Origin of the sequence: Mycobacterium szulgai, from assembly GCF_002116635.1 — a bacterium.
Taxonomy (GTDB): Bacteria; Actinomycetota; Actinomycetes; order Mycobacteriales; family Mycobacteriaceae; genus Mycobacterium; species Mycobacterium szulgai.
The window spans coordinates 1-20009 of record NZ_LQPW01000016.1 but is presented as its reverse complement, the minus strand read 5'-3'; the positions used below and the strand labels follow the sequence as shown (position 1 = coordinate 20009).

At 66.1% G+C, this 20009-nt stretch carries 23 protein-coding genes; 6 read left to right on the top strand and 17 right to left on the bottom strand.

Going from position 1 to position 20009, the window contains the following annotated elements:
• Window positions 1-5 precede the first annotated feature (5 nt).
• The 5 genes from AWC27_RS03935 to dxr all read right to left on the bottom strand — a co-directional run bounded on the left by AWC27_RS03935 (window position 6) and on the right by dxr (window position 6669).
• Complete coding sequence (locus AWC27_RS03935) at window positions 6-1817, bottom strand: penicillin-binding transpeptidase domain-containing protein (protein ID WP_085669298.1); 1812 nt, start codon at window positions 1815-1817, stop codon at window positions 6-8.
• 149 nt (window positions 1818-1966) lie between these two features.
• The gene (locus AWC27_RS03930) at window positions 1967-2821 is read right to left on the bottom strand and encodes a GNAT family N-acetyltransferase (RefSeq protein ID WP_085669367.1); all 855 of its coding nucleotides are present in this window, start codon (window positions 2819-2821) and stop codon (window positions 1967-1969) included.
• Between the two features lie 59 nt (window positions 2822-2880).
• A complete protein-coding gene (gene ispG, locus AWC27_RS03925; RefSeq protein ID WP_085669297.1) occupies window positions 2881-4065 on the bottom strand; it encodes a flavodoxin-dependent (E)-4-hydroxy-3-methylbut-2-enyl-diphosphate synthase in 1185 nt (394 codons plus the stop codon).
• Between the two features lie 22 nt (window positions 4066-4087).
• Window positions 4088-5302: a M50 family metallopeptidase gene (locus AWC27_RS03920; protein ID WP_085669296.1), complete on the bottom strand. Its 1215-nt coding sequence runs from the start codon at window positions 5300-5302 to the stop codon at window positions 4088-4090.
• Between the two features lie 8 nt (window positions 5303-5310).
• Window positions 5311-6669 carry a 1-deoxy-D-xylulose-5-phosphate reductoisomerase gene (gene dxr / locus AWC27_RS03915; protein WP_085669366.1) on the bottom strand — a complete coding sequence of 453 codons (1359 nt, stop codon included), beginning with the start codon at window positions 6667-6669 and terminating at the stop codon, window positions 5311-5313.
• 36 nt (window positions 6670-6705) lie between these two features.
• On the opposite strand from dxr, the gene AWC27_RS03910 reads away from it, so the two are divergent.
• The 4 genes from AWC27_RS03910 (at window position 6706) to AWC27_RS03895 (ending at window position 10263) form a co-directional block, all read left to right on the top strand.
• Window positions 6706-7365, top strand: coding sequence for a fasciclin domain-containing protein (locus AWC27_RS03910; RefSeq protein ID WP_085669295.1), 660 nt, complete (start codon window positions 6706-6708; stop codon window positions 7363-7365).
• A 125-nt stretch (window positions 7366-7490) separates the two neighbouring features.
• A complete protein-coding gene (locus AWC27_RS03905; protein ID WP_085669294.1) occupies window positions 7491-9230 on the top strand; it encodes a cytochrome c biogenesis protein DipZ in 1740 nt (579 codons plus the stop codon).
• A gap of 107 nt (window positions 9231-9337) precedes the next feature.
• Window positions 9338-9931 (top strand): fasciclin domain-containing protein, encoded by a 594-nt coding sequence (locus tag AWC27_RS03900; protein ID WP_085669293.1) that lies wholly within the window; start codon window positions 9338-9340, stop codon window positions 9929-9931.
• A gap of 77 nt (window positions 9932-10008) precedes the next feature.
• Entirely contained in the window at window positions 10009-10263 is a 255-nt protein-coding gene (locus tag AWC27_RS03895) for a DUF2631 domain-containing protein (protein ID WP_083111606.1), read from the top strand.
• Window positions 10264-10266: 3 nt separating this feature from the next.
• Here AWC27_RS03895 and AWC27_RS03890 read toward each other — a convergent pair whose 3' ends face one another.
• From AWC27_RS03890 to pyrH, 8 genes are all read right to left on the bottom strand, one after another.
• Window positions 10267-11082: a DUF4097 family beta strand repeat-containing protein gene (locus AWC27_RS03890; RefSeq protein ID WP_085669292.1), complete on the bottom strand. Its 816-nt coding sequence runs from the start codon at window positions 11080-11082 to the stop codon at window positions 10267-10269.
• Window positions 11083-11105: 23 nt separating this feature from the next.
• Window positions 11106-11624, bottom strand: coding sequence for a histidine kinase (locus AWC27_RS03885; protein WP_085669291.1), 519 nt, complete (start codon window positions 11622-11624; stop codon window positions 11106-11108).
• Window positions 11625-11639: 15 nt separating this feature from the next.
• Window positions 11640-12545, bottom strand: coding sequence for a cytochrome c biogenesis CcdA family protein (locus AWC27_RS03880; protein ID WP_085669290.1), 906 nt, complete (start codon window positions 12543-12545; stop codon window positions 11640-11642).
• Window positions 12546-12549: 4 nt separating this feature from the next.
• Window positions 12550-13059 carry a disulfide bond-forming protein DsbE gene (gene dsbE, locus AWC27_RS03875; RefSeq protein WP_085669365.1) on the bottom strand — a complete coding sequence of 170 codons (510 nt, stop codon included), beginning with the start codon at window positions 13057-13059 and terminating at the stop codon, window positions 12550-12552.
• Between the two features lie 51 nt (window positions 13060-13110).
• Window positions 13111-14202 carry a dual-specificity RNA methyltransferase RlmN gene (gene rlmN, locus AWC27_RS03870; protein ID WP_085669289.1) on the bottom strand — a complete coding sequence of 364 codons (1092 nt, stop codon included), beginning with the start codon at window positions 14200-14202 and terminating at the stop codon, window positions 13111-13113.
• A 20-nt stretch (window positions 14203-14222) separates the two neighbouring features.
• The gene (locus AWC27_RS03865) at window positions 14223-15125 is read right to left on the bottom strand and encodes a phosphatidate cytidylyltransferase (protein ID WP_085669288.1); all 903 of its coding nucleotides are present in this window, start codon (window positions 15123-15125) and stop codon (window positions 14223-14225) included.
• Between the two features lie 32 nt (window positions 15126-15157).
• A complete protein-coding gene (frr, locus tag AWC27_RS03860; RefSeq protein WP_085669287.1) occupies window positions 15158-15715 on the bottom strand; it encodes a ribosome recycling factor in 558 nt (185 codons plus the stop codon).
• Between the two features lie 76 nt (window positions 15716-15791).
• Entirely contained in the window at window positions 15792-16538 is a 747-nt protein-coding gene (pyrH, locus tag AWC27_RS03855) for a UMP kinase (RefSeq protein ID WP_083111613.1), read from the bottom strand.
• 264 nt (window positions 16539-16802) lie between these two features.
• On the opposite strand from pyrH, the gene AWC27_RS03850 reads away from it, so the two are divergent.
• Window positions 16803-17540 (top strand): winged helix-turn-helix domain-containing protein, encoded by a 738-nt coding sequence (locus tag AWC27_RS03850; RefSeq protein WP_245846834.1) that lies wholly within the window; start codon window positions 16803-16805, stop codon window positions 17538-17540.
• Between the two features lie 5 nt (window positions 17541-17545).
• On the opposite strand, the gene AWC27_RS03845 is transcribed toward AWC27_RS03850, so the two are convergent.
• The 3 genes from AWC27_RS03845 to AWC27_RS29875 form a co-directional block, all read right to left on the bottom strand.
• Window positions 17546-18481 carry a lysophospholipid acyltransferase family protein gene (locus AWC27_RS03845; RefSeq protein WP_085669285.1) on the bottom strand — a complete coding sequence of 312 codons (936 nt, stop codon included), beginning with the start codon at window positions 18479-18481 and terminating at the stop codon, window positions 17546-17548.
• 82 nt (window positions 18482-18563) lie between these two features.
• Window positions 18564-19043, bottom strand: a complete 480-nt coding sequence (locus tag AWC27_RS03840; RefSeq protein WP_085669284.1) for an MPT63 family protein — start codon at window positions 19041-19043, stop codon at window positions 18564-18566.
• Between the two features lie 136 nt (window positions 19044-19179).
• On the bottom strand, window positions 19180-19482 hold the full coding sequence (locus tag AWC27_RS29875; protein WP_139836749.1) for a hypothetical protein: 303 nt from the start codon (window positions 19480-19482) through the stop codon (window positions 19180-19182).
• Window positions 19483-19630: 148 nt separating this feature from the next.
• Between AWC27_RS29875 and AWC27_RS03835 the strand changes: the two genes are divergently transcribed.
• Window positions 19631-19825, top strand: coding sequence for a hypothetical protein (locus AWC27_RS03835; RefSeq protein ID WP_085669283.1), 195 nt, complete (start codon window positions 19631-19633; stop codon window positions 19823-19825).
• A gap of 74 nt (window positions 19826-19899) precedes the next feature.
• Here the strand turns inward: AWC27_RS03835 and AWC27_RS31820 are convergent.
• Window positions 19900-20009 (bottom strand): hypothetical protein (locus AWC27_RS31820; RefSeq protein WP_245846841.1); only part of this gene is annotated, 110 nt, incomplete at its 5' end.

Genomic DNA, 20009 nt, shown 5'->3' with positions numbered 1-20009 from the left:
CCGGCCTAGGCCAGAAAGCCCGGCGGCAGTGATTCGAGCATCACCTTGGTCATCCGGACCGCATATTCCGAGCTGCCACCTCCGACGATGAGCGCAGCGAACGCCAGATCGCCGCGATAGCCGGCGAACCAGGAATGCGACCCGCCCGGAAACTCGGCTTCACCGGTCTTGCCGAAGATTTCGCCGCAGCCGGCGATCTCCTTGGCGGTGCCGTTGGTGACCACCAAGCGCATCATCGGCCGCAGCGCGTCGATCATCTTCGGGCTGATCGGCGTGCTGTCGCCGTCCACGGTCGTGGGCCGGCCGGCGATCAGCTGCGGAACCGGAGTCTTGCCGGCCGCGACCGTGGCGGCCACCAGGGCCATCCCGAACGGGCTGGCCAGCACCCTGCCCTGACCGAAACCGTCCTCGGTGCGCTCGGCCAGATCCACCGTCGGCGGTACCGAACCGGTCACCGTGGTGATGCCATCCACCTGATAGTCGAGCCCGATGCCGTAGCGGGTGGCCGCCTGGGTCAGGCCCCGCGGCGGCAACTTGCTGCTGAGTTCGGCGAACGTGGTATTGCACGAACTGGCGAAGGCACGCGACAGCGGCACCACTCCAAGATCGAAGCCGCCGTAGTTGGGGATGGTCCGGTGCCCGATGTCCAGGTGGCCGGGGCAACCCACCATCGTGTTCGGGGTAGCCATATCGCGTTCGACGGCCGCCCCGGCGGTGATCATCTTGAACGTCGACCCGGGTGGGAATAGCCCGGTAGTGGCGATCGGGCCGTCAGCGTTGGCGCCCGCGTTCTGGGCGATCGCCAGGATCTCGCCGGTCGACGGCTTGATCACGACGATCATCGCCTTGCCGCCGCGAGTGTCCACGGCGTGCTGGGCGGCGTTTTGGACGGCCCGGTCCAGGGTGATCGAGACCGACGGCGCCGGGGATGGCTCGACCTCGTGCAGCACCGCGACGTCGACGCCGTTCTGGTTGACGCTGACCACCCGCCAGCCGGCCTGGCCGTCAAGTTCGTCGGCGACCGCTTTCTTCACCTCGTTCATCACTACCGGCGCGAAATTCGGGTCGGTGGGCAGCAGCTCGGGCTGCGGGGTGATCACGACGCCGGGCAGCTTGCCGATCGCCGGGAAGACCTTGTTGCTGTCGTCGGGAAGCAGCGTGACCAGATCCAGCGGATGCGTGGCCGAGCTGGCGGTCTCGGCGAGCAGTTGCGGGTCGTTCAGTGTGTCGTTGAACGGTCGCAGCGCGTCCACCACCGCGTGCGCCGTGCCGATCAGCTCGGGTCCTGCCTGGGTGGCATCCAGTGAGTAGTGATACAGGTAGCCCGGCGCCAGCACGTCGCTACCGCCCAGCTCGTTCACCGATGCGCGCCGCGGCGCATCGGCCCGCAGCGCGAACGTCTGATGCTCCCCAAGCTTGGGGTGCAGCCCGGTGGTGGCCCAACGGACCTGCCAGTGCCCCTCGTCGCGCGCCATCTTCAGCTGGCCGTCGTAACTCCACGTCCGGTTCTTGGGCAGATGCCAGGTGAAGCGGTACGCGACGGTGCCCGTGTCCTCGGCGTACTTTGCGCTGAGCACCTGCGCGTCCAGGTGAGTGGCCTGCAATCCCGCCCACGCCGCGTTGAGTGCTTGGCGGGCTTCGTTGGGGTCGTCGCTGAGCTGCGCGGCGGTCGCCGTATCGCCGACGGCGAGGGCCGCGAAGAACTTCTCGGCCGCCGGACCTGGGCCTTCGGGCCGCGGCGTGCATCCGGGCAGCGCGGTCACCGCGACAAAGAGGAAAGCTGCGGCAGCTGAGGCCAATGTTGTTCTTGTTACCATCGTTGCTGATGTTAAGAACTGTGACTGTGACACCGGCGCAGACACACCGAGACCGAACCGTTACGGCAGATTAGGTGCTGCGTAGCGAGCCGGTAGTTGCCGTGCTGACCACGGGGGGCACTTCTGCGCGCTAACTACAGTTTCACGGCTCAGTCGAGCAACACCGTGGCGAAAGTGCCGACTTCCTTGAAGCCGACGCGCGCGTAGGCCGCCCGGGCGACGGTGTTGAAGCTGTTCACATACAGGCTGGCGATGCGCCCGCTGCCGACGATCACCGCGGCCAGCGTCGCGGTTCCGGCCGTGCCCAGACCCTGGCCACGCCACTCGGGGTGGACCCAGACCCCCTGAATCTGCCCAACGGTCGGCGACTGTGAACCCACTTCGGCCTTGAAAACCACCTGTCCATGCTCGAAGCGCGCCCAGGCGCGCCCGGCCGCGATCAGGCTGGCCACCCGGCGCCGGTAGCCCCGACCGCCGTCGCCCAGCCGCGGGTCGACGCCCACTTCACCGATGAACATGTCGACGGCGGCAATGAGGTAGGCGTCCAGCTCCTCGGGCCGTACCTGACGCACCCCGGGGTCGATCGCGCAACTGGGATGGGTGTTGATGGCCATCAGCGGTTGCTCATCGCGCACGTCGCGCGCCGGCCCCCAAGTCGACTCCAGGCGCTGCCACATCGGCAACACCAGGTCCGCCCTGCCCACCAGCGACGAGCACCGCCGCGACGTGCTCATGGCCTCATCGGCGAAGGCGTTCAGGTCGATCAATCCGCCGCGCAGCGGGATTAGGTTGGCGCCGGCGAAACACAGCGACTCCTGCGGACCACGCAGGGTCCACAGCTCACCGCCAATCGAATTGGGTTCGATCCCGTAGTCCGCGACCCGCGCCGCGACCATGCACGATTCGACCGGGTCATCGTCGAGAACCCGCCACACCGCGGCAGCGTCGCGCACCACGGACACCCGTCGCTCGCCTACCAGGCGCAAGATGGGCGGAGCCGACATCTGAAGAACTCTCCGTGGTGCGAACAGTGCGGTTGAGCGGCCAGTGATGTTGGCCACTATCAGCTTACGGTCACAATCGGCGAACCGCTCGATGTCGCGCCCGGATCGTGCTCGGATTCCGAACCGACTTCCTCGCCCATCTGCTCGGCCAGCCGCATGGCCTCTTCGATCAGTGTCTCGACGATCTGCGCTTCGGGCACGGTCTTGATTACTTCACCGCGGACGAAAATCTGGCCCTTGCCGTTGCCCGACGCCACACCCAGGTCGGCCTCGCGCGCTTCGCCCGGGCCGTTGACCACACAACCCATCACCGCTACCCGCAATGGCACGTCGAGACCGTCCAGACCGGCGCTCACCTCGTTGGCCAGCTTGTACACGTCGACCTGGGCGCGGCCGCAGGACGGGCACGACACGATTTCCAGCGACCGGGGGCGCAAGTTGAGCGACTCGAGAATCTGGTTGCCGACCTTTACCTCCTCCACCGGCGGTGCCGACAACGACACCCGGATGGTGTCGCCGATGCCGCGCGACAACAGGGCGCCGAAGGCGACGGCGGACTTGATGGTGCCCTGGAAGGCCGGACCGGCTTCGGTGACGCCGAGGTGCAGCGGGTAGTCGCATTGGGCCGCTAGTTGCTCGTAGGCGGCGACCATCACCACCGGGTCGTTGTGCTTGACACTGATCTTGATATTGCCGAACCCGTGCTCCTCGAACAGCGAGGCTTCCCACAGCGCCGACTCGACCAGCGCCTCGGGTGTGGCCTTGCCGTACTTGGCCATGAAGCGCTTGTCCAGCGAACCGGCATTGACGCCGATCCGGATCGGGATGCCGGCGTCGCCGGCGGCCTTGGCGACCTCTCCGACCCGGCCGTCGAACTCCTTGATGTTGCCCGGGTTCACCCGCACCGCAGCACACCCCGCGTCGATGGCGGCGAAAATGTACTTCGGCTGGAAATGGATGTCCGCGATCACCGGAATCTGACTGTGCCGGGCGATTTCGGCCAGCGCGTCGGCGTCCTCCTGACGCGGGCACGCCACCCGGACGATGTCGCAACCGGCCGCGGTCAACTCGGCGATCTGCTGCAAAGTGGAGTTGACGTCGTGCGTTTTGGTGGTGCACATCGATTGCACCGAGATCGGATAGTCGCTACCCACCCCGACGTCGCGGACCATCAGCTGACGCGTGGTGCGCCGCGGGGCAAGCGTGGGTGCCGGACTTTGCGGCATGCCCAGGCCAACGGTCACAGTTGACCCTTCTCTCCGGCCCTTACTGGAAGAGCCTGATCGGGTTGACCAAATCGGCGGTGACGGTCAACAACATGTACCCAACCACGAAAACCAGGACAATGTAGGTGGCAGGCATCAGCTTGAGGTAGTTCACCGGCGCGGCGGCCACCTTGCCGCGCGCCGTGCGGATCATATTGCGGATCTTCTCGAACACCGCCACGGCTATGTGCCCACCGTCGAACGGCAACAGCGGCAGCAGGTTGACCGCACCCAGGATGAGATTCAGCTGGGCCAGGAAGAACCAGAACGCCACCCACAACCCGTGGTCGACGGTGTCGCCGCCGATGATGCTGGCTCCGACCACGCTGATGGGCGTCTGCGGGTCACGCTGTCCCCCGCCGATGGCGTGCACCAGCGCACCCACCTTGGTCGGGATGGTGACCAGGGCCTTGCCCACCTCGACGGTCAGGTCACCGGTGAACGCGATAGTGCCGGGCACCGCGGTCAAGACGTTGTACTGCGTGGGCCCGTTGCGTGCCGCACCCACCCCGATGGCACCGACGTTGGCCGGCTCGAGTTGGTTGCCCTGCTTGTTGGGCACCCAGCGTTTGGTGGATTCGATGGTGACGTTGGTGGTGATCGTGGTGCCGTCCCGCTCGACGACGACGGGCACGGTGCCGTGCAGCTTGCGCACCGCCGCGGCCATGTCCTCGAACGTCGACACCGGGGTGTCACCGACCTTGACGACGACGTCCCCGGCGCGCAGCCCGGCCAGCGCCGCCGGCCCCGGGCCGGTGCACTTCTCCAGCTTGCCCTGAACCGATTCCTGTGCGACACAACCGGTTTCGCCGATGACGGCCTTGGTGGGCGGATGCAGGTTGGGCAGGCCCCAGATCAGCGCGATGCCATAGATCAGCACCACGCAGATCACGAAATTCATGGCGGGCCCGGCGAACAGCACCGCGACGCGCTTCCACGTCTTCTGCTTGTACATCGCGCGCTCACGCTCGTCGGGCGCCAGCTCCTCGACCGGAGTCATGCCGGCGATGTCGCAGAAGCCGCCCGCTGGGATGGCCTTGAAACCGTATTCGGTCTCACCGCGGCGCGTCGACCACAGCGTGGGACCGAAGCCGACGAAATACCTGCGCACCTTCATCCCGGTGGCCCGCGCGGCCCACATATGGCCACACTCGTGCAGTGCCACCGAAATAAGGATGGCCAGTGCGAACAGCACAATGCCGATAACGAACATCATCTCCGCTGTCAGGACCTTTCTACATTCAATTCGTGTCGACCCGCTTCGCCCGGCTTCGCCGCGCTTGCGATCGCCACGGTCGATTCGTGTCGACCCGCTTCGCCCGGCTTCGCCGCGCTTGCGATCGCCACGGTCGATTCGTGCCGACCCACTGAAGCCATTCCGGATACCGCGCGCCGCGCCCGTTCCCGCGCCCAGCGCTGCGCGTCGAGCACGTCATCCACGGTAGCGGGTAAAAGCGCCCATTGGTCGGCGCCTTGCAGCACCTCGGCAATTGTGCCGACAATTGCGGGAAACCCGATCTGGCCATTGAGGAAGGCTGCCGCCGCTTCTTCATTAGCCGCGTTATAGACCGCGGTCATGCAGCCGCCGATCTCGCCGGCGTGCCGGGCCAATTCGACGGCCGGGAAAACCTCGGCGTCCAGCGGCTCGAAATCCCAGGTTTGGGCGGTGGTGAAATCACAACAGGCGGCGGCCCCGGGAACCCGTCGCGGCCAGCCCAAGGCCAGAGAAATCGGTAGCTTCATATCCGGCGGACTGGCTTGAGCGATCGTGCAACCGTCGATGAAAGTGACCATCGAATGAATAATCGACTGCGGGTGGACCACGACCTCGATGCGGTCATAGGGAATGCCGAACAACAGGTGCGTCTCGATGAGCTCCAAACCCTTGTTGACCAGCGATGCCGAGTTCAGGGTATTCATCGGGCCCATTGACCAGGTCGGGTGCGCCCCGGCCTGTTCCGGGGTGACGTGCTCGAGATCGGCGGCCGACCAGCCCCGGAACGGCCCGCCCGATGCGGTCAACAGCAGCTTGGCGACTTCGTCGGGAGTTCCACCACGCAGGCACTGCGCCAGCGCGGAGTGCTCGGAGTCGACCGGCACGATCTGACCGGGCAGCGCCGCTTGCACTACCAGCGGTCCGCCGGCGACCAGCGATTCCTTGTTGGCCAGCGCCAGGCGAGCGCCCGACTGCAGCGCGGCCAGCGTCGGTCGCAGGCCCAGGGCCCCGACCAGCGCGTTGAGCACGACGTCGGCCTCGGTTTCCTCGACCAGCCGGGTGACGGCGTCGGCGCCCCGGTAGGGAATGTCGCCGGCCCGCTGCGCCGCCTCGTCGTCGGCGACGGCGATATTGGTCACCCCGGTCTCGGCGCGCTGTCGCAGCAGCGTGTCCAGGTTATTGCCCCCGGCGGCCAGACCGACCACCTCGAAACGGTCCGGATTGGCGGCGATGACCTCAAGAGCCTGAGTGCCGATCGAGCCGGTGCTACCCAGCACCAGAACACGCAGCCGCCGGTCGGTCAGATTGGTCACTTGATCATTGTGCCTCCCATCCGTCCCGGAACCGGCACCGAATAGAGGGTGCAGGCCCACGACACGAGAGACAAGGGAGTCGGATCAACCATGAAAGATGTGAAGCGCAAGGCGTGTGCGGCGGCGGGCATCGGCGCGATCGCGGTCGTGATGTTGTCAGGGTGTTCGAGCAACGGCGGGACGGCCAGTCCCAGTACCTCCAAGCCCGCCGGCTCCTCGACGGCGGCCCCGATGACACCGACCGCGAATCCGTCGGCCAACCTCATCGGCGCGGGCTGCGCCAGCTACGCCGAGCAGGTTCCCACCGGGCCTGGCTCAGTGGCGGGCATGGCGCAGGACCCGGTGACGGTGGCAGCGTCGAACAACCCGCAACTGACCACACTGACCTCGGCGTTGTCGGGCAAGCTCAACCCGCAGGTGAACCTGATCGACACCCTCAACGGCGGACAGTTCACCGTGTTCGCCCCCACCGACAAGGCGTTCAGCAAGCTCGACGCCGCGACACTGGACCGCCTCAAGACCGACGCGCCGCTGCTGAACAAGATCCTGACCTATCACGTGGTGAGCGGGCAGCTTAGTCCGGCAAAGGTGGACGGCCAGCACACGACCGTGCAGGGCGCCACCGTCAATGTCACGGGTAGCGGCAACGACCTCAAGGTCAACGACGCCGGCCTGGTGTGCGGTGGCGTGTCCACCGCGAACGCGCAGGTGTACATGATCGACACCGTGCTGATGCCGCCGACAACGTAGCGGCTGCGTCAGCTCTGGGCGGCCCGGCTCTGCCGGGCCGCCCTTTCCTACTGTGAATGCCTCTACCGCGCAAGAGAATTCGGGCTCGCTCCGATCCGCGGCGGCCTCGGCTTCGAATAGGAGACATGTTGACGCTTGCACTCATCGGCCTCATCGGAGGCTTGATCACCGGGATATCGCCGTGCATTTTGCCGGTGCTGCCGGTGATCTTCTTTTCCGGCGCTCGGACACCTGCGGCACCGGCAGAGCCCGGCGCGGTTGCGGTGGCGGTCAAGCCGAAACGGCTGCGGTCCGAGGCGCTGCGGCCCTACCGGGTGATCGCCGGGCTGGTGCTGAGCTTCAGCGTCGTCACGCTGGCCGGAACCGCGCTGCTCTCGCTGCTGCACCTGCGGCAGGACGCGATTCGCTGGGTGGCGTTGGTCGCACTTGTCGGGATCGGTCTGGGACTGATCTTTCCCCGGGTTGAGCAGCTGTTGGAGCGGCCCTTTTCGCGCATCCCGCAAAAGCAGGTCAACACCGGCGGCAACGGCTTCGGTCTGGGTCTGGCGTTGGGCGCCCTTTACGTGCCCTGCGCGGGCCCGGTACTGGCCGCCATCGTAGTGGCCGGGGCCACCTCGAACATCGGCGTCAACACCGTGGTGCTCACGTGTTCGTTCGCCGTCGGCGCGGCATTGCCGCTGTTGTTCTTCGCACTGGCCGGCCAGCAGGTGGCTGCCCGGGTGAGCGCGTTTCGGCGCCGCCAGCGCGAGATCCGGGTCGCGGCCGGGATCGTCACGATCCTGCTGGCGGTCGCGCTGGTGTTCAACGTGCCCGCTGTGCTGCAGCGGGCCATTCCCGACTACACCAGCGCGTTGCAGCAGAAGGTGGGCGGGGACAACCAGCTTCGGGAGAAGCTCAACCTCGGTGGCTTGGTCAATGACCAGAACGCGCAGTTGTCCAACTGCACCGACGGCGCCGCGCAACTTGAAAACTGCGGTGCCGCACCGGATATCCGGGGTATCGAGGCCTGGCTGAACACCCCCGGCAACAAGCCCGTCGACCTCGCCTCACTGCGCGGCAAGGTGGTCCTCATCGACTTCTGGGCGTACTCGTGCATCAACTGCCAGCGCGCCATCCCGCACACCGTCGGCTGGTATCGGGCCTATAAGGACAGTGGGTTCGAAGTCATCGGCGTACACACGCCGGAGTACGCATTCGAGAGGGTCGCCGGCAACGTGGCGAGCGGCGCCGCCGATCTGGGCATCACCTACCCCATAGCGCTGGACAACAACTACTCGACGTGGACCAACTACCGCAACCGATACTGGCCGGCCGAATACCTGATCGACGCCAAAGGCATTGTCCGCCATATCAAATTCGGCGAAGGCGACTACGACGGCACCGAGAAGCTGATTCGCCAGTTAGTTCTCGACGCCAACGCCGGCGCGGCGCTGCCGCCACCGGTGGATGCGGCCGACACCACGCCAGCCATCGGGCTCACCCCCGAGACGTATTTCGGGGTCGGCAAGGTGATCAATTTCGGCGGCAACGAGCGCTACGACCAGGGTTCGGCGACGTTTACCTACCCGCCGGCGCTGGCTGTGAATTCCTTCGCGCTCAGCGGCCGCTGGTCGCTGGACTACCAGGGTGCGACGGCTGAAAGCGACAACTCCGGCATCAAGCTCAACTATCACGCCAAGAACGTCTATCTCGTCGTCGGTGGCACCGGAAGCCTGACGGTGTTGCGCGACGGCAAGTCGACGACACTGCCGATCAGCGGCGCGCCGACGGCCCACCAGGTCGTCGCGGGCGAACAGGTGGTCGACGGCACTCTTGAAGTGGTTCCCAGCCAAGGGTTGCAGGTGTATTCGTTCACCTACGGCTGACGACTTTGGAATGCGATCCATCCAAAACCCATCCGGCTCCGAATCGTTGATGTCACAACAAATCAGTCGGCAGCACCGACGTCGACAATCACCGAGGAGTTTAGGCAATGAAGCTACAGAAGAAGGCTACTGCGGCAATGACTTTCGCAGCGGCGGCCGCGATCGGTCTCGCAGTGGCCGGCGCGCCCACGGCGGCAGCCACTCCGGCGACCACGCTGGTCGGTCCCGGCTGCCAGGCCTACGCGCAGCAGGTGCCCACCGGGCCGGGATCCGTGGAAGGGATGGCCGCCGATCCAGTAGCGGTGGCGGCCTCGAACAACCCGATGCTCACCACGCTGACCTCGGCGATCTCGGGCAAGCTCAACCCGCAGGTGAATCTGGTGGACACCCTCAACGGCGGCCAGTTCACGGTCTTCGCCCCCACCGATCAAGCTTTCGGCAAACTTGACGCCGCGACGGTCGAGTCGTTGAAAACCGATGCGCCACTGCTGAATAAGATCCTCACCTATCACGTGGTGCCCGGGCAGCTGACGCCCGCCCAAGTCATCGGCACGCATGCCACGGTTCAGGGCGCGTCGCTGACGGTCACCGGTTCCGGCAATAACCTCAGGGTGAACAACGCCTCGGTGGTGTGCGGCGGGGTGCAGACCTTGAACGCGACGGTGTACATGATCGACACCGTCCTGATGCCGCCCCGCTAGTCACACGTAGCCAGTGCCGCCTACGCGGTGTGTGCCAGAATGTCCTCCAACCTTTAAGCAAATCCGGAGGAACGGCCGTGGCCAGTACTGAGGTGGACGAGTTCAACGGTGTGGACGTCGCTGAGGTGCCGTCCGCAGCGTGGGGTTGGAGCAGGATCAATCACCGCACCTGGCATTTCGTCGGCGCGTTCGCGATCCTGTTCCTGCTGGCGATGCTGCGCGGCAACCACGTCGGCCACGTCGAGGACTGGTTCCTGATCGGGTTCGCCGTCCTGGTGCTGGTGGTGCTGGTCCGCGACTTGTGGGGCCGCAGGCGCGGCTGGATCAGGTAGCGCTCACCCGCCCACGGCTTCGTGGGCGGGTGTCGCCCGATGGATGTCGACGTCGCCCGAGCCGCTGCGCACCTGCAGGGTGAGGGTCTCGTCGCCGACTTCCGGGCCGTCTGACGGCTGCAGCCGATTGGTGACGACACCGGATCCAGTGGTGATGTCCAGCCGGGCGGCAGTACCCTCCGGAATTCCGACGGCAACCTCACCGCTACCGGTCGCGGCTGATACCGCACCGCGAACTGCCACACCCACCGACACCGACCCCGGGGCGGTGCGCGACTTCACGCCGCCGCGCAGCTCCTCTACCGTCAACGAGCCGCTGGCACCCTTGAACTTGAGTTCGCCGTCCACCTTGCCGACGTGCACCGCACCCGACGCGGTTGCCACCGACGCATAACCTTCCACCCTGTTGACGCGAAACGATCCGGACGCATTGGCGCCCTTGATCTTTCCGATGACGACGTCGATGTCCACCGCGCCGCTGGCCGACCCGAAGCGGAAGTCGGCGAACTCGCCGTCAGCGCGCAGGTCGGCCGATGCCAGCGTGGCGTAGACCCGAGACCGCGACGGCAGCGCGATCTCTACGTCGACGGCCCCGCACCGAAACCTGGGCAGACCGCGCTTGGCGCCGGACACGGCCAGCTTGCCGTCGCGGAATTCCACGCGGGTGTGTTCTGCGGCCCACACGTCGGAACCGCTCGATTCGTCGCGGGGGCGGACCTGCACTACGGTGTCGGCGCGCTCGGTCGCGACAAGCCGGACCGAACCCGCGCCGGCTTCCAGGCGCACGCTGATCGGCTCGGGCGTGTCAAAAGTTTGCATTGTCGTCTCCTTGGTAATTGAGGTCAGCGCACCCAGCCGGTCACGTGCTGACCGTGACCGCGGGCGCTGTAATCGGACGGCGCGCCCACCCCGTGGCTGGCCTTCGCGGCGGCGCGCACCAGCCATGCGTTCAGCGACGTTCCGTCGCGGCGGGCGGCCGCTTCGACGGCCGCGCGTAGCCCCTCGGGCAGCCGCAGGGTGACTCGCCAGGTGCCGCCGTCGCCCGAATCGAGGGCGCCATCGAGGGGTTGGTAGTGCGCCTCGAACACCTGGTGCTGGTCGCCGGTATCGGGCTCGTGCGGGCCGTCGCTCAGAACGAACTCCGGGTCGCGTCCCCGGAGCCGAACCTCCACGGATCGCGGCGCGAGTTCACCGGTGATCTCGTCGGCCGCCGCCGACAACGCTTCCAGCAGCGCCAGCCGCAGGGCCGACTCGAGCGGAGCAGTCAGTCGCTCGGCGAGACTCTGCGCCTCGGCACCGGCGGCGGCCGCGGCCAGGTTCAGCTCGTGCCGAACCGCGTCGACATAAGGCTGTAAATCCATGGTGTCATGGTGACACTACTTTGACATCACCGCAAGCGCATCTTTGGTGTCGCGCTGTCTGCGCAGCCATTTTTGCCGCCCCACAACCCCGGCCAACCCAACACACACCAGTGCTACGAGGGCCGCTGCCCACGGCCATCCGCCGTGCTGATGCACCCAGCCCGCCAGCGCTCCTTGCACCCGCCCGGCCGCGGTGATCACCGCATCCCGAGGATCGGCATTGCCGGTGAACAGCCGCACCTCATAGATGCCGTAGTAGCCCACGTACAGCCCGACCAGCACCAGCACCGCCCCACTGAGCCGGTTTACGAACGGCAGGATGCGTCGCAAGCGGTCGGCCAGTGCCGAACTCGCGGTGGCTGCCGCGATCGCAAGCACACCGACCACCAGGGTGAGCCCGCCGATGTAGGCGAGATAGACGACCACGCTGCCCGCTACCGAACCACCCCGAAGGCCGGCCCCGGTGACCGCCAGGAATGGGCCGATGGTGCACGACAACGACGCGATCGCATAGCTGACGCCGTAGCCGTACATGGATCCCAACCGAACGGTCGGCGCCCATCGCGCCGTCCGCTGTCGCGGCGTCAGCGCCGTCAGTTCGCGGCCTGCCAGCAACCAAATACCCAATGCCAGCAGCACGGTGCCGATCACCACGGTGGCATACGGCAGGTAGCGCTGCACCGTGTCGGCCGCTGCGATGGTCAGCGCTGCGAACAGGCCGAATACCGTCAAGAAACCCAGCGCCATCCCCAGCGTGGCGCCCAGCGCCCGGCCCACGGCGCCGAGCACAGAGGCCGGCTCGGCAGACGGCTGCCCGCGTACCACCAGCAGCAGGTACGCGGGCAGCATGGCAAAGCCGCAAGGGTTCAGCACTGCCACCAACCCGGCGGCGAAGGCCAATCCGATCAACGCCTGGTTCACCGGTTCAGGCCGTCAGCGCCGCCACCCGGCCGGCCAGCTCCTGCTCCGACATGGCCGCGCTCGGGTTGTTGACGAACGTCGAGGAGCCGTCCGCGCGATAGAAAACCCAGGCCGGCTGCCATGGCACGTTGTAACGGGCCCAGATCGCACCGTCTGCGTCGTTGAGGTTGGTGAAATTGAGACCGTACTTGGCGACGAAGCCCTGCATCGCCCCCACATCCGAATGAGCCGCGACGCCGACGAAGGTCACCCCTGGATTGGCGGCCGCCACCTGACTCAGGCCGGGCGCCTCGGAGTTGCAGAACGGGCACCACGGCGTCCAGAACCACAACACCGCCGGCTTGCCCTGCAGGCTCGCACCGTTGAAGGGGGCGCCGCCCAGGGTGGTGGCGGTGAAGTTGAGACGATCATCGGCCGCGAGCGCGCGCGGCGCGGTGGCCAGGCCGAACATCAAGATAAACGCGGCTACCACGGCCGCAGCGGCTTTGCTTCGGGAGAGCAGGCGAAGGGTCATACCGTATTTGACGAAGCGCATCCTTCGCGGGTTCATCGCCACGCCAGCTCGTTACCCCTCAGCGGCCAGCTGTCCGCATGCGGCACTGATCTCCCGGCCCCGGGTATCGCGAACCGTGCACGAAACGCCTTGTGCACGAACACGTTTGACGAATTCCCGTTCGACCGGTTTGGGGCTGGCGTCCCATTGGCTGCCCGGTGTCGGGTTGAGCGGGATCAGGTTGACATGCACCAGCGGCCCCAGCGCCCGATGCAACCGCCGGCCCAGCAGATCTGCCCGCCACGGTTGGTCGTTGACCTCCCGGATCAACGCGTACTCGACGGACACCCGCCGGCCGGTGACGTCGGCGTAATAGCGGGCCGCGTCCAGTGCCTCAGGGATCTTCCACCGGTTGTTGACCGGAACCAGCGTGTCGCGCAGCTCATCGTCAGGGGCATGCAGGGACAGCGCCAGGGTGACGCCCAGCCGCTCATCGGCAAGCTTGCGGATGGCCGGCGCCAGACCCACCGTCGACACCGTCACCGAGCGCGCTGAAATCCCGAAACCCGAAGGCGGTGGTTCGGTGATGCGTTGCACCGCGTCGCGCACCCTGGCGTAGTTCGCCAGCGGCTCTCCCATGCCCATGAACACCACGTTGGACAGCCGATCGCCGAAGTCGTCGCGCAGCGTCGCCGCGGCGGCACGCACCTGCTCGAGGATTTCCGCGGTCGACAGGTTTCGGGTCAGCCCGCCTTGGCCGGTGGCGCAGAAGGGGCAGGCCATGCCACAGCCGGCCTGCGATGAGATGCACACCGTGTTGCGCTGGGGGTAGCGCATCAGCACCGATTCGATGGTCGCGCCGTCTTGGGCCCGCCACAGCGTCTTTCGCGTCTGGCCGGCATCACAGGCGACGTGGCGGGCCCCGGTGAGCAGCTCGGGGAACATCGTCTCGGCGAGCTGCTCTCGCACCGCCGCGGGCAGGTCGGTCATCTGCCGTGGGTCGGCGATCAACCGGCCGTAGTACTGATGCGCCAGCTGTTTGGCCCGAAACGCCGGCAGTCCGAGCTCCGCAACGGCTGACGCACGCCCCGCCGCGTCGAGGTCGGCCAGGTGACGCGGCGGCTGGCCACGCCGAGGTGCCTCGAAGATCAACTGTTGGACCATGATCTGTCCAGTATCGGCCCTTAGTAAGGAATCAGGGTCAGCACTATCCAGGCCGTCACCGCGGAGGGAAGTATGCCGTCGAGCCGGTCCATCAGGCCACCGTGGCCGGGCAGCAGCCGGCCCATGTCCTTGATGCCCAGGTCACGCTTGACCTGCGACTCGACCAGATCGCCCAACGTGGTGGTGAGCACGAAAAGCAGACCCAGCAGCGCGCCGACCCATGGCGTTCTTCCGGCTAAGAAAGTCCCCGTCAGGATCGTCGCGGTGATCCCGCAGATTAACGAACCGGCAAAACCCTCCCAGGACTTCTTCGGGCTGATCTTCGGGACCATCGGATGCTTGCCGAAGAAGACTCCGAATGCGTAGCCGCCCACGTCGGAGCTGGTGGTTGCGAGCATCAGGCAAAAGACGTACCCGGGGCCGTGTTTGGGGTCGTACACGAGCATCGCGGCAAAAGCCGTGAACAGGGGCACCCACGCGCACAAAAAGACCGTTGCCGATACGTCGCGCAAATAGTTGCTCGTCTTCGGCGCGTCGTTGTCGTCGCGCGCGTCCTGCATGAAAAGCCGCCATACCATGCAGACCACCACCATGGCGCCGAACCCGGCCAGGGCACCAACCGCGCGGTAGGGCCAGGTCATCCAGACGGTGACCTGACCGCCGACCAACAGCGGGATGACCGGAATCAGATACCCGGCTTCGCGCAGCCGGCGCACCACCTCGTGGCTGCCGATCAGCGCGGCACCCGCGCAGAACACGACCCAGCCACGCGGGGCGTAGATCACCGTCGCGATGAGGGCGAGGCCGATACCCCAGCCCACCAGATTCGCGGCGCGCAGATCGCGCCCGGCTCGCGACGCCTTCTTCGGCGGCTGCGCAGGCTCGTCTTGCGGCGCGCCGGGGTCGGTATCGGTGGTTGCCACTGATCTGAAGGGACTTAGCTGCTGGACGGTCGCTAGACCTCCAGCAGCTCGCCTTCTTTGTGCTTGACCAGCTCATCGATCTGCGCGACGTACTGGTGAGTGGATTTCTCCAGGTCCTTTTCCGCGCGGACGACCTCGTCCTCGCCGGCCTCGCCGTCCTTGCGAATGCGGTGCAGTTCTTCCATGGCTTTGCGACGGATGTTGCGCACCGAGACCTTGGCGTCCTCGCCTTTGCCCTTGGCCTGCTTGACCAGCTCGCGACGACGTTCCTCGGTGAGCTGGGGTACCGCGACCCGAATGAGAGTGCCGTCATTGCTGGGATTGACGCCCAGGTCGGAATTGCGGATGGCCGTCTCGATTGCGTGCAGCTGGCCGGCTTCGTAGGGCTTGATGACGACGAGCCGCGCCTCCGGCACATTGATGCTGGCCAGCTGGGTGATGGGCGTAGTCGAACCGTAGTAGTCGATGGCGATCCGGGAGAACATGCCCGGGTTGGCACGACCGGTCCGGATCGTGGACAAGTCATCGCGGGCCACCGATACGGCCTTTTCCATTTTCTCTTCGGCGTCGAAGAGAGCCTCATCTATCATCTGCGCCGCTCCTCCTCATCGCTCCGCCATCGCTCCGCTCTGCATCGTCGCCAGCGCGGATCATCTGCGCCGCTCCTCACGTGGTGACCAGCGTCCCGATCTTCTCACCAGCGACCGCTCGGGCGATATTGCCATCGGTCAGCAGGTTGAACACCAGGATCGGCATGTCATTGTCCATGCAAAGACTGAACGCGGTCGCATCGGCCACCCGCAGCCCACGGTCTAGCACCTCGCGATGGCTGACGGCGGTGAGCAGTTCGGCGTCGGGGTTCGTCCGCGGATCGTCGGCGAATACGCCGTCGACCGCCTTGGCCATCAAGACCACATCGGCGCCGATCTCGAGCGCCCGCTGGGCCGCGGTGGTGTCGGTGGAGAAGTACGGCAGCCCCATGCCGGCGCCGAAAATGACCACCCGCCCCTTCTCCAGATGGCGCACGGCCCGCAGCGGAAGATAGGGCTCGGCAACCTGGCCCATGGTGATCGCGGTCTGGACCCGGGTGACGATGCCTTCCTTTTCCAGAAAGTCCTGCAGGGCAAGACTGTTCATTACCGTTCCGAGCATGCCCATGTAGTCCGACCGGGTGCGCTCCATGCCCAGCTGCTGCAGTTGTGCCCCACGGAAGAAGTTGCCCCCGCCGATCACCACAGCGATCTGCACACCCCCGCGGACCACGTCGGCGATCTGACGGGCCACCTGCGCCACGACATCGGGGTCCAGCCCGACCTGCCCACCACCGAACATTTCGCCGCCCAGCTTGAGCAGCACCCGCGAATACCTCGACGGCCGGACCGGTATGCCGTTGGTGCTCGTCGGCTCCGTCATCAGTCTCCTCGCATGACAGTGCCATCCCGGCAACCACCTGGGACGGCCGCTCATATCCTGCCTCATCCCACCACCCCCGCGTGGGCGGGGTGCGTTATTTGCCCAGTTGACGATCCGATCGTGCGCGGTTGTTGGGCGAAGTCATTCCACAGGGTTGGAATAGTTCGGCCCTTAATCGGGTATCCAGCGCTGCGCTGCAGTCATCTCCCCGGAGGTGCCTACGGAGAGGGGGTCGGGCACCCTGATCAAGTTTGGAGACGTCTGTTGGAAGTCCTGCTACTGACCAATGCCGCAGATTTCGAGTCGTCGCTGCCCACACTGTCGTCCTTTGCGCAGGTCATTCGCCGCGCGCCGCTGGACGATAGCGACGAAGCGGTAGCCGGCGGCGCCGACGTAGCCGTGATCGACGCGCGCAGCGATCTGGTCACGGCGCGCCGGGTCTGCCGGCGTCTGACGGCCAGTATGCCGTCGCTTGCCGTGGTCGCCGTCGTCGCGCCTGCCGACTTCGTCGAAGTCGACGTGGACTGGAATTTCGACGACGTGCTGCTGGCGGCTGCCGGCGCAACCGAGCTGCAAACGCGATTGCGGTTGGCGATCGCGCGCCGCCGCAGCGCCCTTGCCGGCACATTGCAATTCGGGGACCTCGTCTTGCACCCCGACAGCTACAGCGTGTCGGTGGACGGCAAGGGCCTCGGCCTGACGCTCACCGAATTCAAGTTGCTGAATTTCCTTGTGCAGCATGCGGGCCGGGCCTTCAGCCGCACCCGGCTCATGCACGAAGTGTGGGGATACGACTGCACCGGACGTATCCGAACCGTCGATGTGCACGTGCGACGGCTGCGGGCCAAGCTTGGCCCCGAGTACGAGTCGATGATCGATACCGTGCGCGGTGTGGGCTATATGGCGGTGACGCCACCGCAACCGCGATGGGTGGTCGGCGACCCGCTGCTGAACCCGGCCTGGGCAGCGCCGACGCCGGCGGAGGGCTCGATCGCGCAATAGCGGCCTCAGCCGAATACCGGCAGGGTGCGTCTGCGTGCCAGCGCGTCCATCCCGCGCTGAATGCTGTCCTCTACCTCGTGGTACTTGCGATCGATGTACTCGTCGTCGGATGCCCGGGCCGGATCGTGATCCACCTCGACAGCGGGCATGAACCGGGTCCGGATCTTGGCCGGCAGCGGCAGCTGCGGAAGCGCCGCCGGCGCTATCCCCCAGGGCAGAGAGATGGCCAGCGGAAACACCTTGAGCCGCAGTATCCGATCCAGTCGCAAGGCCCGGGAGAGACGATCACCGCGGATCAGTACCGGCATCGCGTCTGCGCCGCCGACGGTCGCGATGGGCACGATCGGCACTCCCGCGCCGATGGCCATCTTCACGAAACCCTTGCGCCCCGCCAGGTTCGCGCGATCACGCTCAGTCCACGGCCGCAGCGAATCCACCTCACCGCCCGGCCACAACGCCACGTCGCGTCCCTCGGCCAGCGCCGTGGCGATCGCGTCCGGGGCGGCCGGAAGCACACCCATCGACCGGAAATAGCGGCCGATACCCGGAATCGCCATCAGCGCGTCGTGTGCGGTGCCGTGCAATGGACGCTCAGGGCCGAAATGTCGCCACCACTGGAGGCCGACGGTCCACGCATCCCAGACGAACGGGGCACCGGAATGGATACCGATCAGCAGCACCGGCGCGTCGCCGACGTTCTCCCAGCCGTCTATCTCCATGCGAAACCAGTAGTCCACCAACACATTCCAGAAGAATTTCTGGCGCTGCAGCGTGGTCTCGTCCTGACCCTCGAGATGCCATTCCCCGGCGCGTTTGGCCACCCAGCCGCTCAAGCCGCCGTCCAGGCCGTCGCGCTTTTCCTGCATCGACTCGCGTGCTTGATCGGTGTGCTGACGCGCCTGCTCGACGACTTCGGGTGGTCTGTGGTCCGAACGTGTCATCGCCGTTGAGTACCCGAGTCCGGCAGAAACGCAACCTCCCCGCGTCGCCATTGACGCGGGGAGGGGTTACGCCGTGCAAAAGTCAGGCGTTATTCGTCCAGATGAGGACGTCCTGAACACCGTCGTTGTAGACGACTCCATTCGGGGGGGCACCGGTCACGTCGAAGTAGACCTTTCCGGTGCTTTGGCCGCCCTGCGGAATCGGCGCGGGGTTGATACCGGCCGGCGCAGGCACGTTGTTGACGACGTGGTAGTTCTGGCCGGTTGCGGTGCGCGCGTTGAAGTCGGACACCACGGGCGTCACCGTGCCGCTATTGGCCACCGCGGTGACGTTGGCCTCCCACAGCTGACCCTTGGGTGTATAGCCAGGGATCGTGGTGCTGCTCGGCTGCAAGTCGCTGACCGTGTAGGCGGTAACCAGCGGCCCACTGATGAGCGGCGCACTCGTGCCGAAATCCTGAATGCTTGGATTGGCCATTGCCGGAGCTGCGCTGAATGCGGCAGCAGCTGCGATTCCAGCGGCTCCGATAGCAGTTTTTGCAGCGGTTTTCGTGAACTTCATACTTGACTCCTCCCTTTCGAGTCCATAGCGTTCCTCGCCGAAGCGCTACGCTTCGTGTGAATTACGAGAACCCCCCCACGTTTGTCCATAGCCGATCCGCGCGTGCCTCAAACATGCGCATCGGGACATACCGCGATTATGTCTGTCTAGCTGCGCATTCCGTGTACTCGCTTTGCCACGCCGTGGCGGTCGCGTCGATAATGAGACGATGCCGGACTACGGCGGCACAAGTCGATTCGGGGAACCGCATGCATTCGACGACGATTCGGTAGAAGCAGGCCTGGCTTTCGCCACTCATGCCGCACTGGTGTGGAATATCTTTCGGCGCGACGACTAATTCCGCCGTGCGCTTGCTCCCCGGGACATTCGATTTGCTGAAGCGACGGTCGCTGGAATCGAACACGCCGTTCGCCGGCATCTCGCGTCGATTGATCCACATCGAACGTCCACGACGCGAAGCACCTCCGCCCTAACCGGTACCACCGGGGTTCCCGGCCGCGCCGGGTTTGCGCGGCCCCCGATCTGGGTATCGATTTTCCCAGCCGGGGCATGCCACGGCCAATCCGGCTGAGCGGGAGGTAACGAGGATGGACGCGGCTTCAGAAGTGGAACCGTCAACAGCGCTGAGGTTGCTCAGGCTGCTGAAGGTGGATGGCGAGTCGGTGACCCGCCAACAGTCAGCCATCAGCGGTTGGCTGCTGGACCACACCCCGACGGCAGCGCTGCGGTGCAGCTTGCGCGCCAACGGCTACGGCCTGCTACTCCCCCGCCTGCCCAAGTAATTTGTCTTGAAGGTGTATAGCCGCAGGTAAGAGACCGGTAGTCGGTGAATCGGGCCCAGTGGTAGGTGGCCGGGTTAGTTGGTTGTCGGTGATGGTTGTGGCTGGAAGGGTTCATACCACCACGGGGCGCGTTCGCCGGTCGGTCCCGGACACGGCGCCACCGCGGGCGGGGGTTGGGTGGGTG

Excerpts from the sequence above, each read along its gene's own strand:
- AWC27_RS03905 (WP_085669294.1), top strand. The coding sequence starts at position 7,491 with ATGTTGACGCTTGCACTCATCGGCCTCATCGGAGGCTTGATCACCGGG.
- AWC27_RS03920 (WP_085669296.1), bottom strand. The coding sequence starts at position 5,302 with ATGATGTTCGTTATCGGCATTGTGCTGTTCGCACTGGCCATCCTTATT.
- AWC27_RS03885 (WP_085669291.1), bottom strand. The coding sequence starts at position 11,624 with ATGGATTTACAGCCTTATGTCGACGCGGTTCGGCACGAGCTGAACCTG.
- rlmN (WP_085669289.1), bottom strand. The coding sequence starts at position 14,202 with ATGGTCCAACAGTTGATCTTCGAGGCACCTCGGCGTGGCCAGCCGCCG.
- AWC27_RS03835 (WP_085669283.1), top strand. The coding sequence starts at position 19,631 with ATGGACGCGGCTTCAGAAGTGGAACCGTCAACAGCGCTGAGGTTGCTC.
- AWC27_RS03890 (WP_085669292.1), bottom strand. The coding sequence starts at position 11,082 with ATGCAAACTTTTGACACGCCCGAGCCGATCAGCGTGCGCCTGGAAGCC.
- pyrH (WP_083111613.1), bottom strand. The coding sequence starts at position 16,538 with ATGACGGAGCCGACGAGCACCAACGGCATACCGGTCCGGCCGTCGAGG.
- dsbE (WP_085669365.1), bottom strand. The coding sequence starts at position 13,059 with ATGACCCTTCGCCTGCTCTCCCGAAGCAAAGCCGCTGCGGCCGTGGTA.
- AWC27_RS03845 (WP_085669285.1), bottom strand. The coding sequence starts at position 18,481 with ATGACACGTTCGGACCACAGACCACCCGAAGTCGTCGAGCAGGCGCGT.
- AWC27_RS03900 (WP_085669293.1), top strand. The coding sequence starts at position 9,338 with ATGAAGCTACAGAAGAAGGCTACTGCGGCAATGACTTTCGCAGCGGCG.
- frr (WP_085669287.1), bottom strand. The coding sequence starts at position 15,715 with ATGATAGATGAGGCTCTCTTCGACGCCGAAGAGAAAATGGAAAAGGCC.
- AWC27_RS29875 (WP_139836749.1), bottom strand. The coding sequence starts at position 19,482 with ATGTGGATCAATCGACGCGAGATGCCGGCGAACGGCGTGTTCGATTCC.
- AWC27_RS03910 (WP_085669295.1), top strand. The coding sequence starts at position 6,706 with ATGAAAGATGTGAAGCGCAAGGCGTGTGCGGCGGCGGGCATCGGCGCG.
- AWC27_RS03935 (WP_085669298.1), bottom strand. The coding sequence starts at position 1,817 with ATGGTAACAAGAACAACATTGGCCTCAGCTGCCGCAGCTTTCCTCTTT.
- AWC27_RS03840 (WP_085669284.1), bottom strand. The coding sequence starts at position 19,043 with ATGAAGTTCACGAAAACCGCTGCAAAAACTGCTATCGGAGCCGCTGGA.
- AWC27_RS03930 (WP_085669367.1), bottom strand. The coding sequence starts at position 2,821 with ATGTCGGCTCCGCCCATCTTGCGCCTGGTAGGCGAGCGACGGGTGTCC.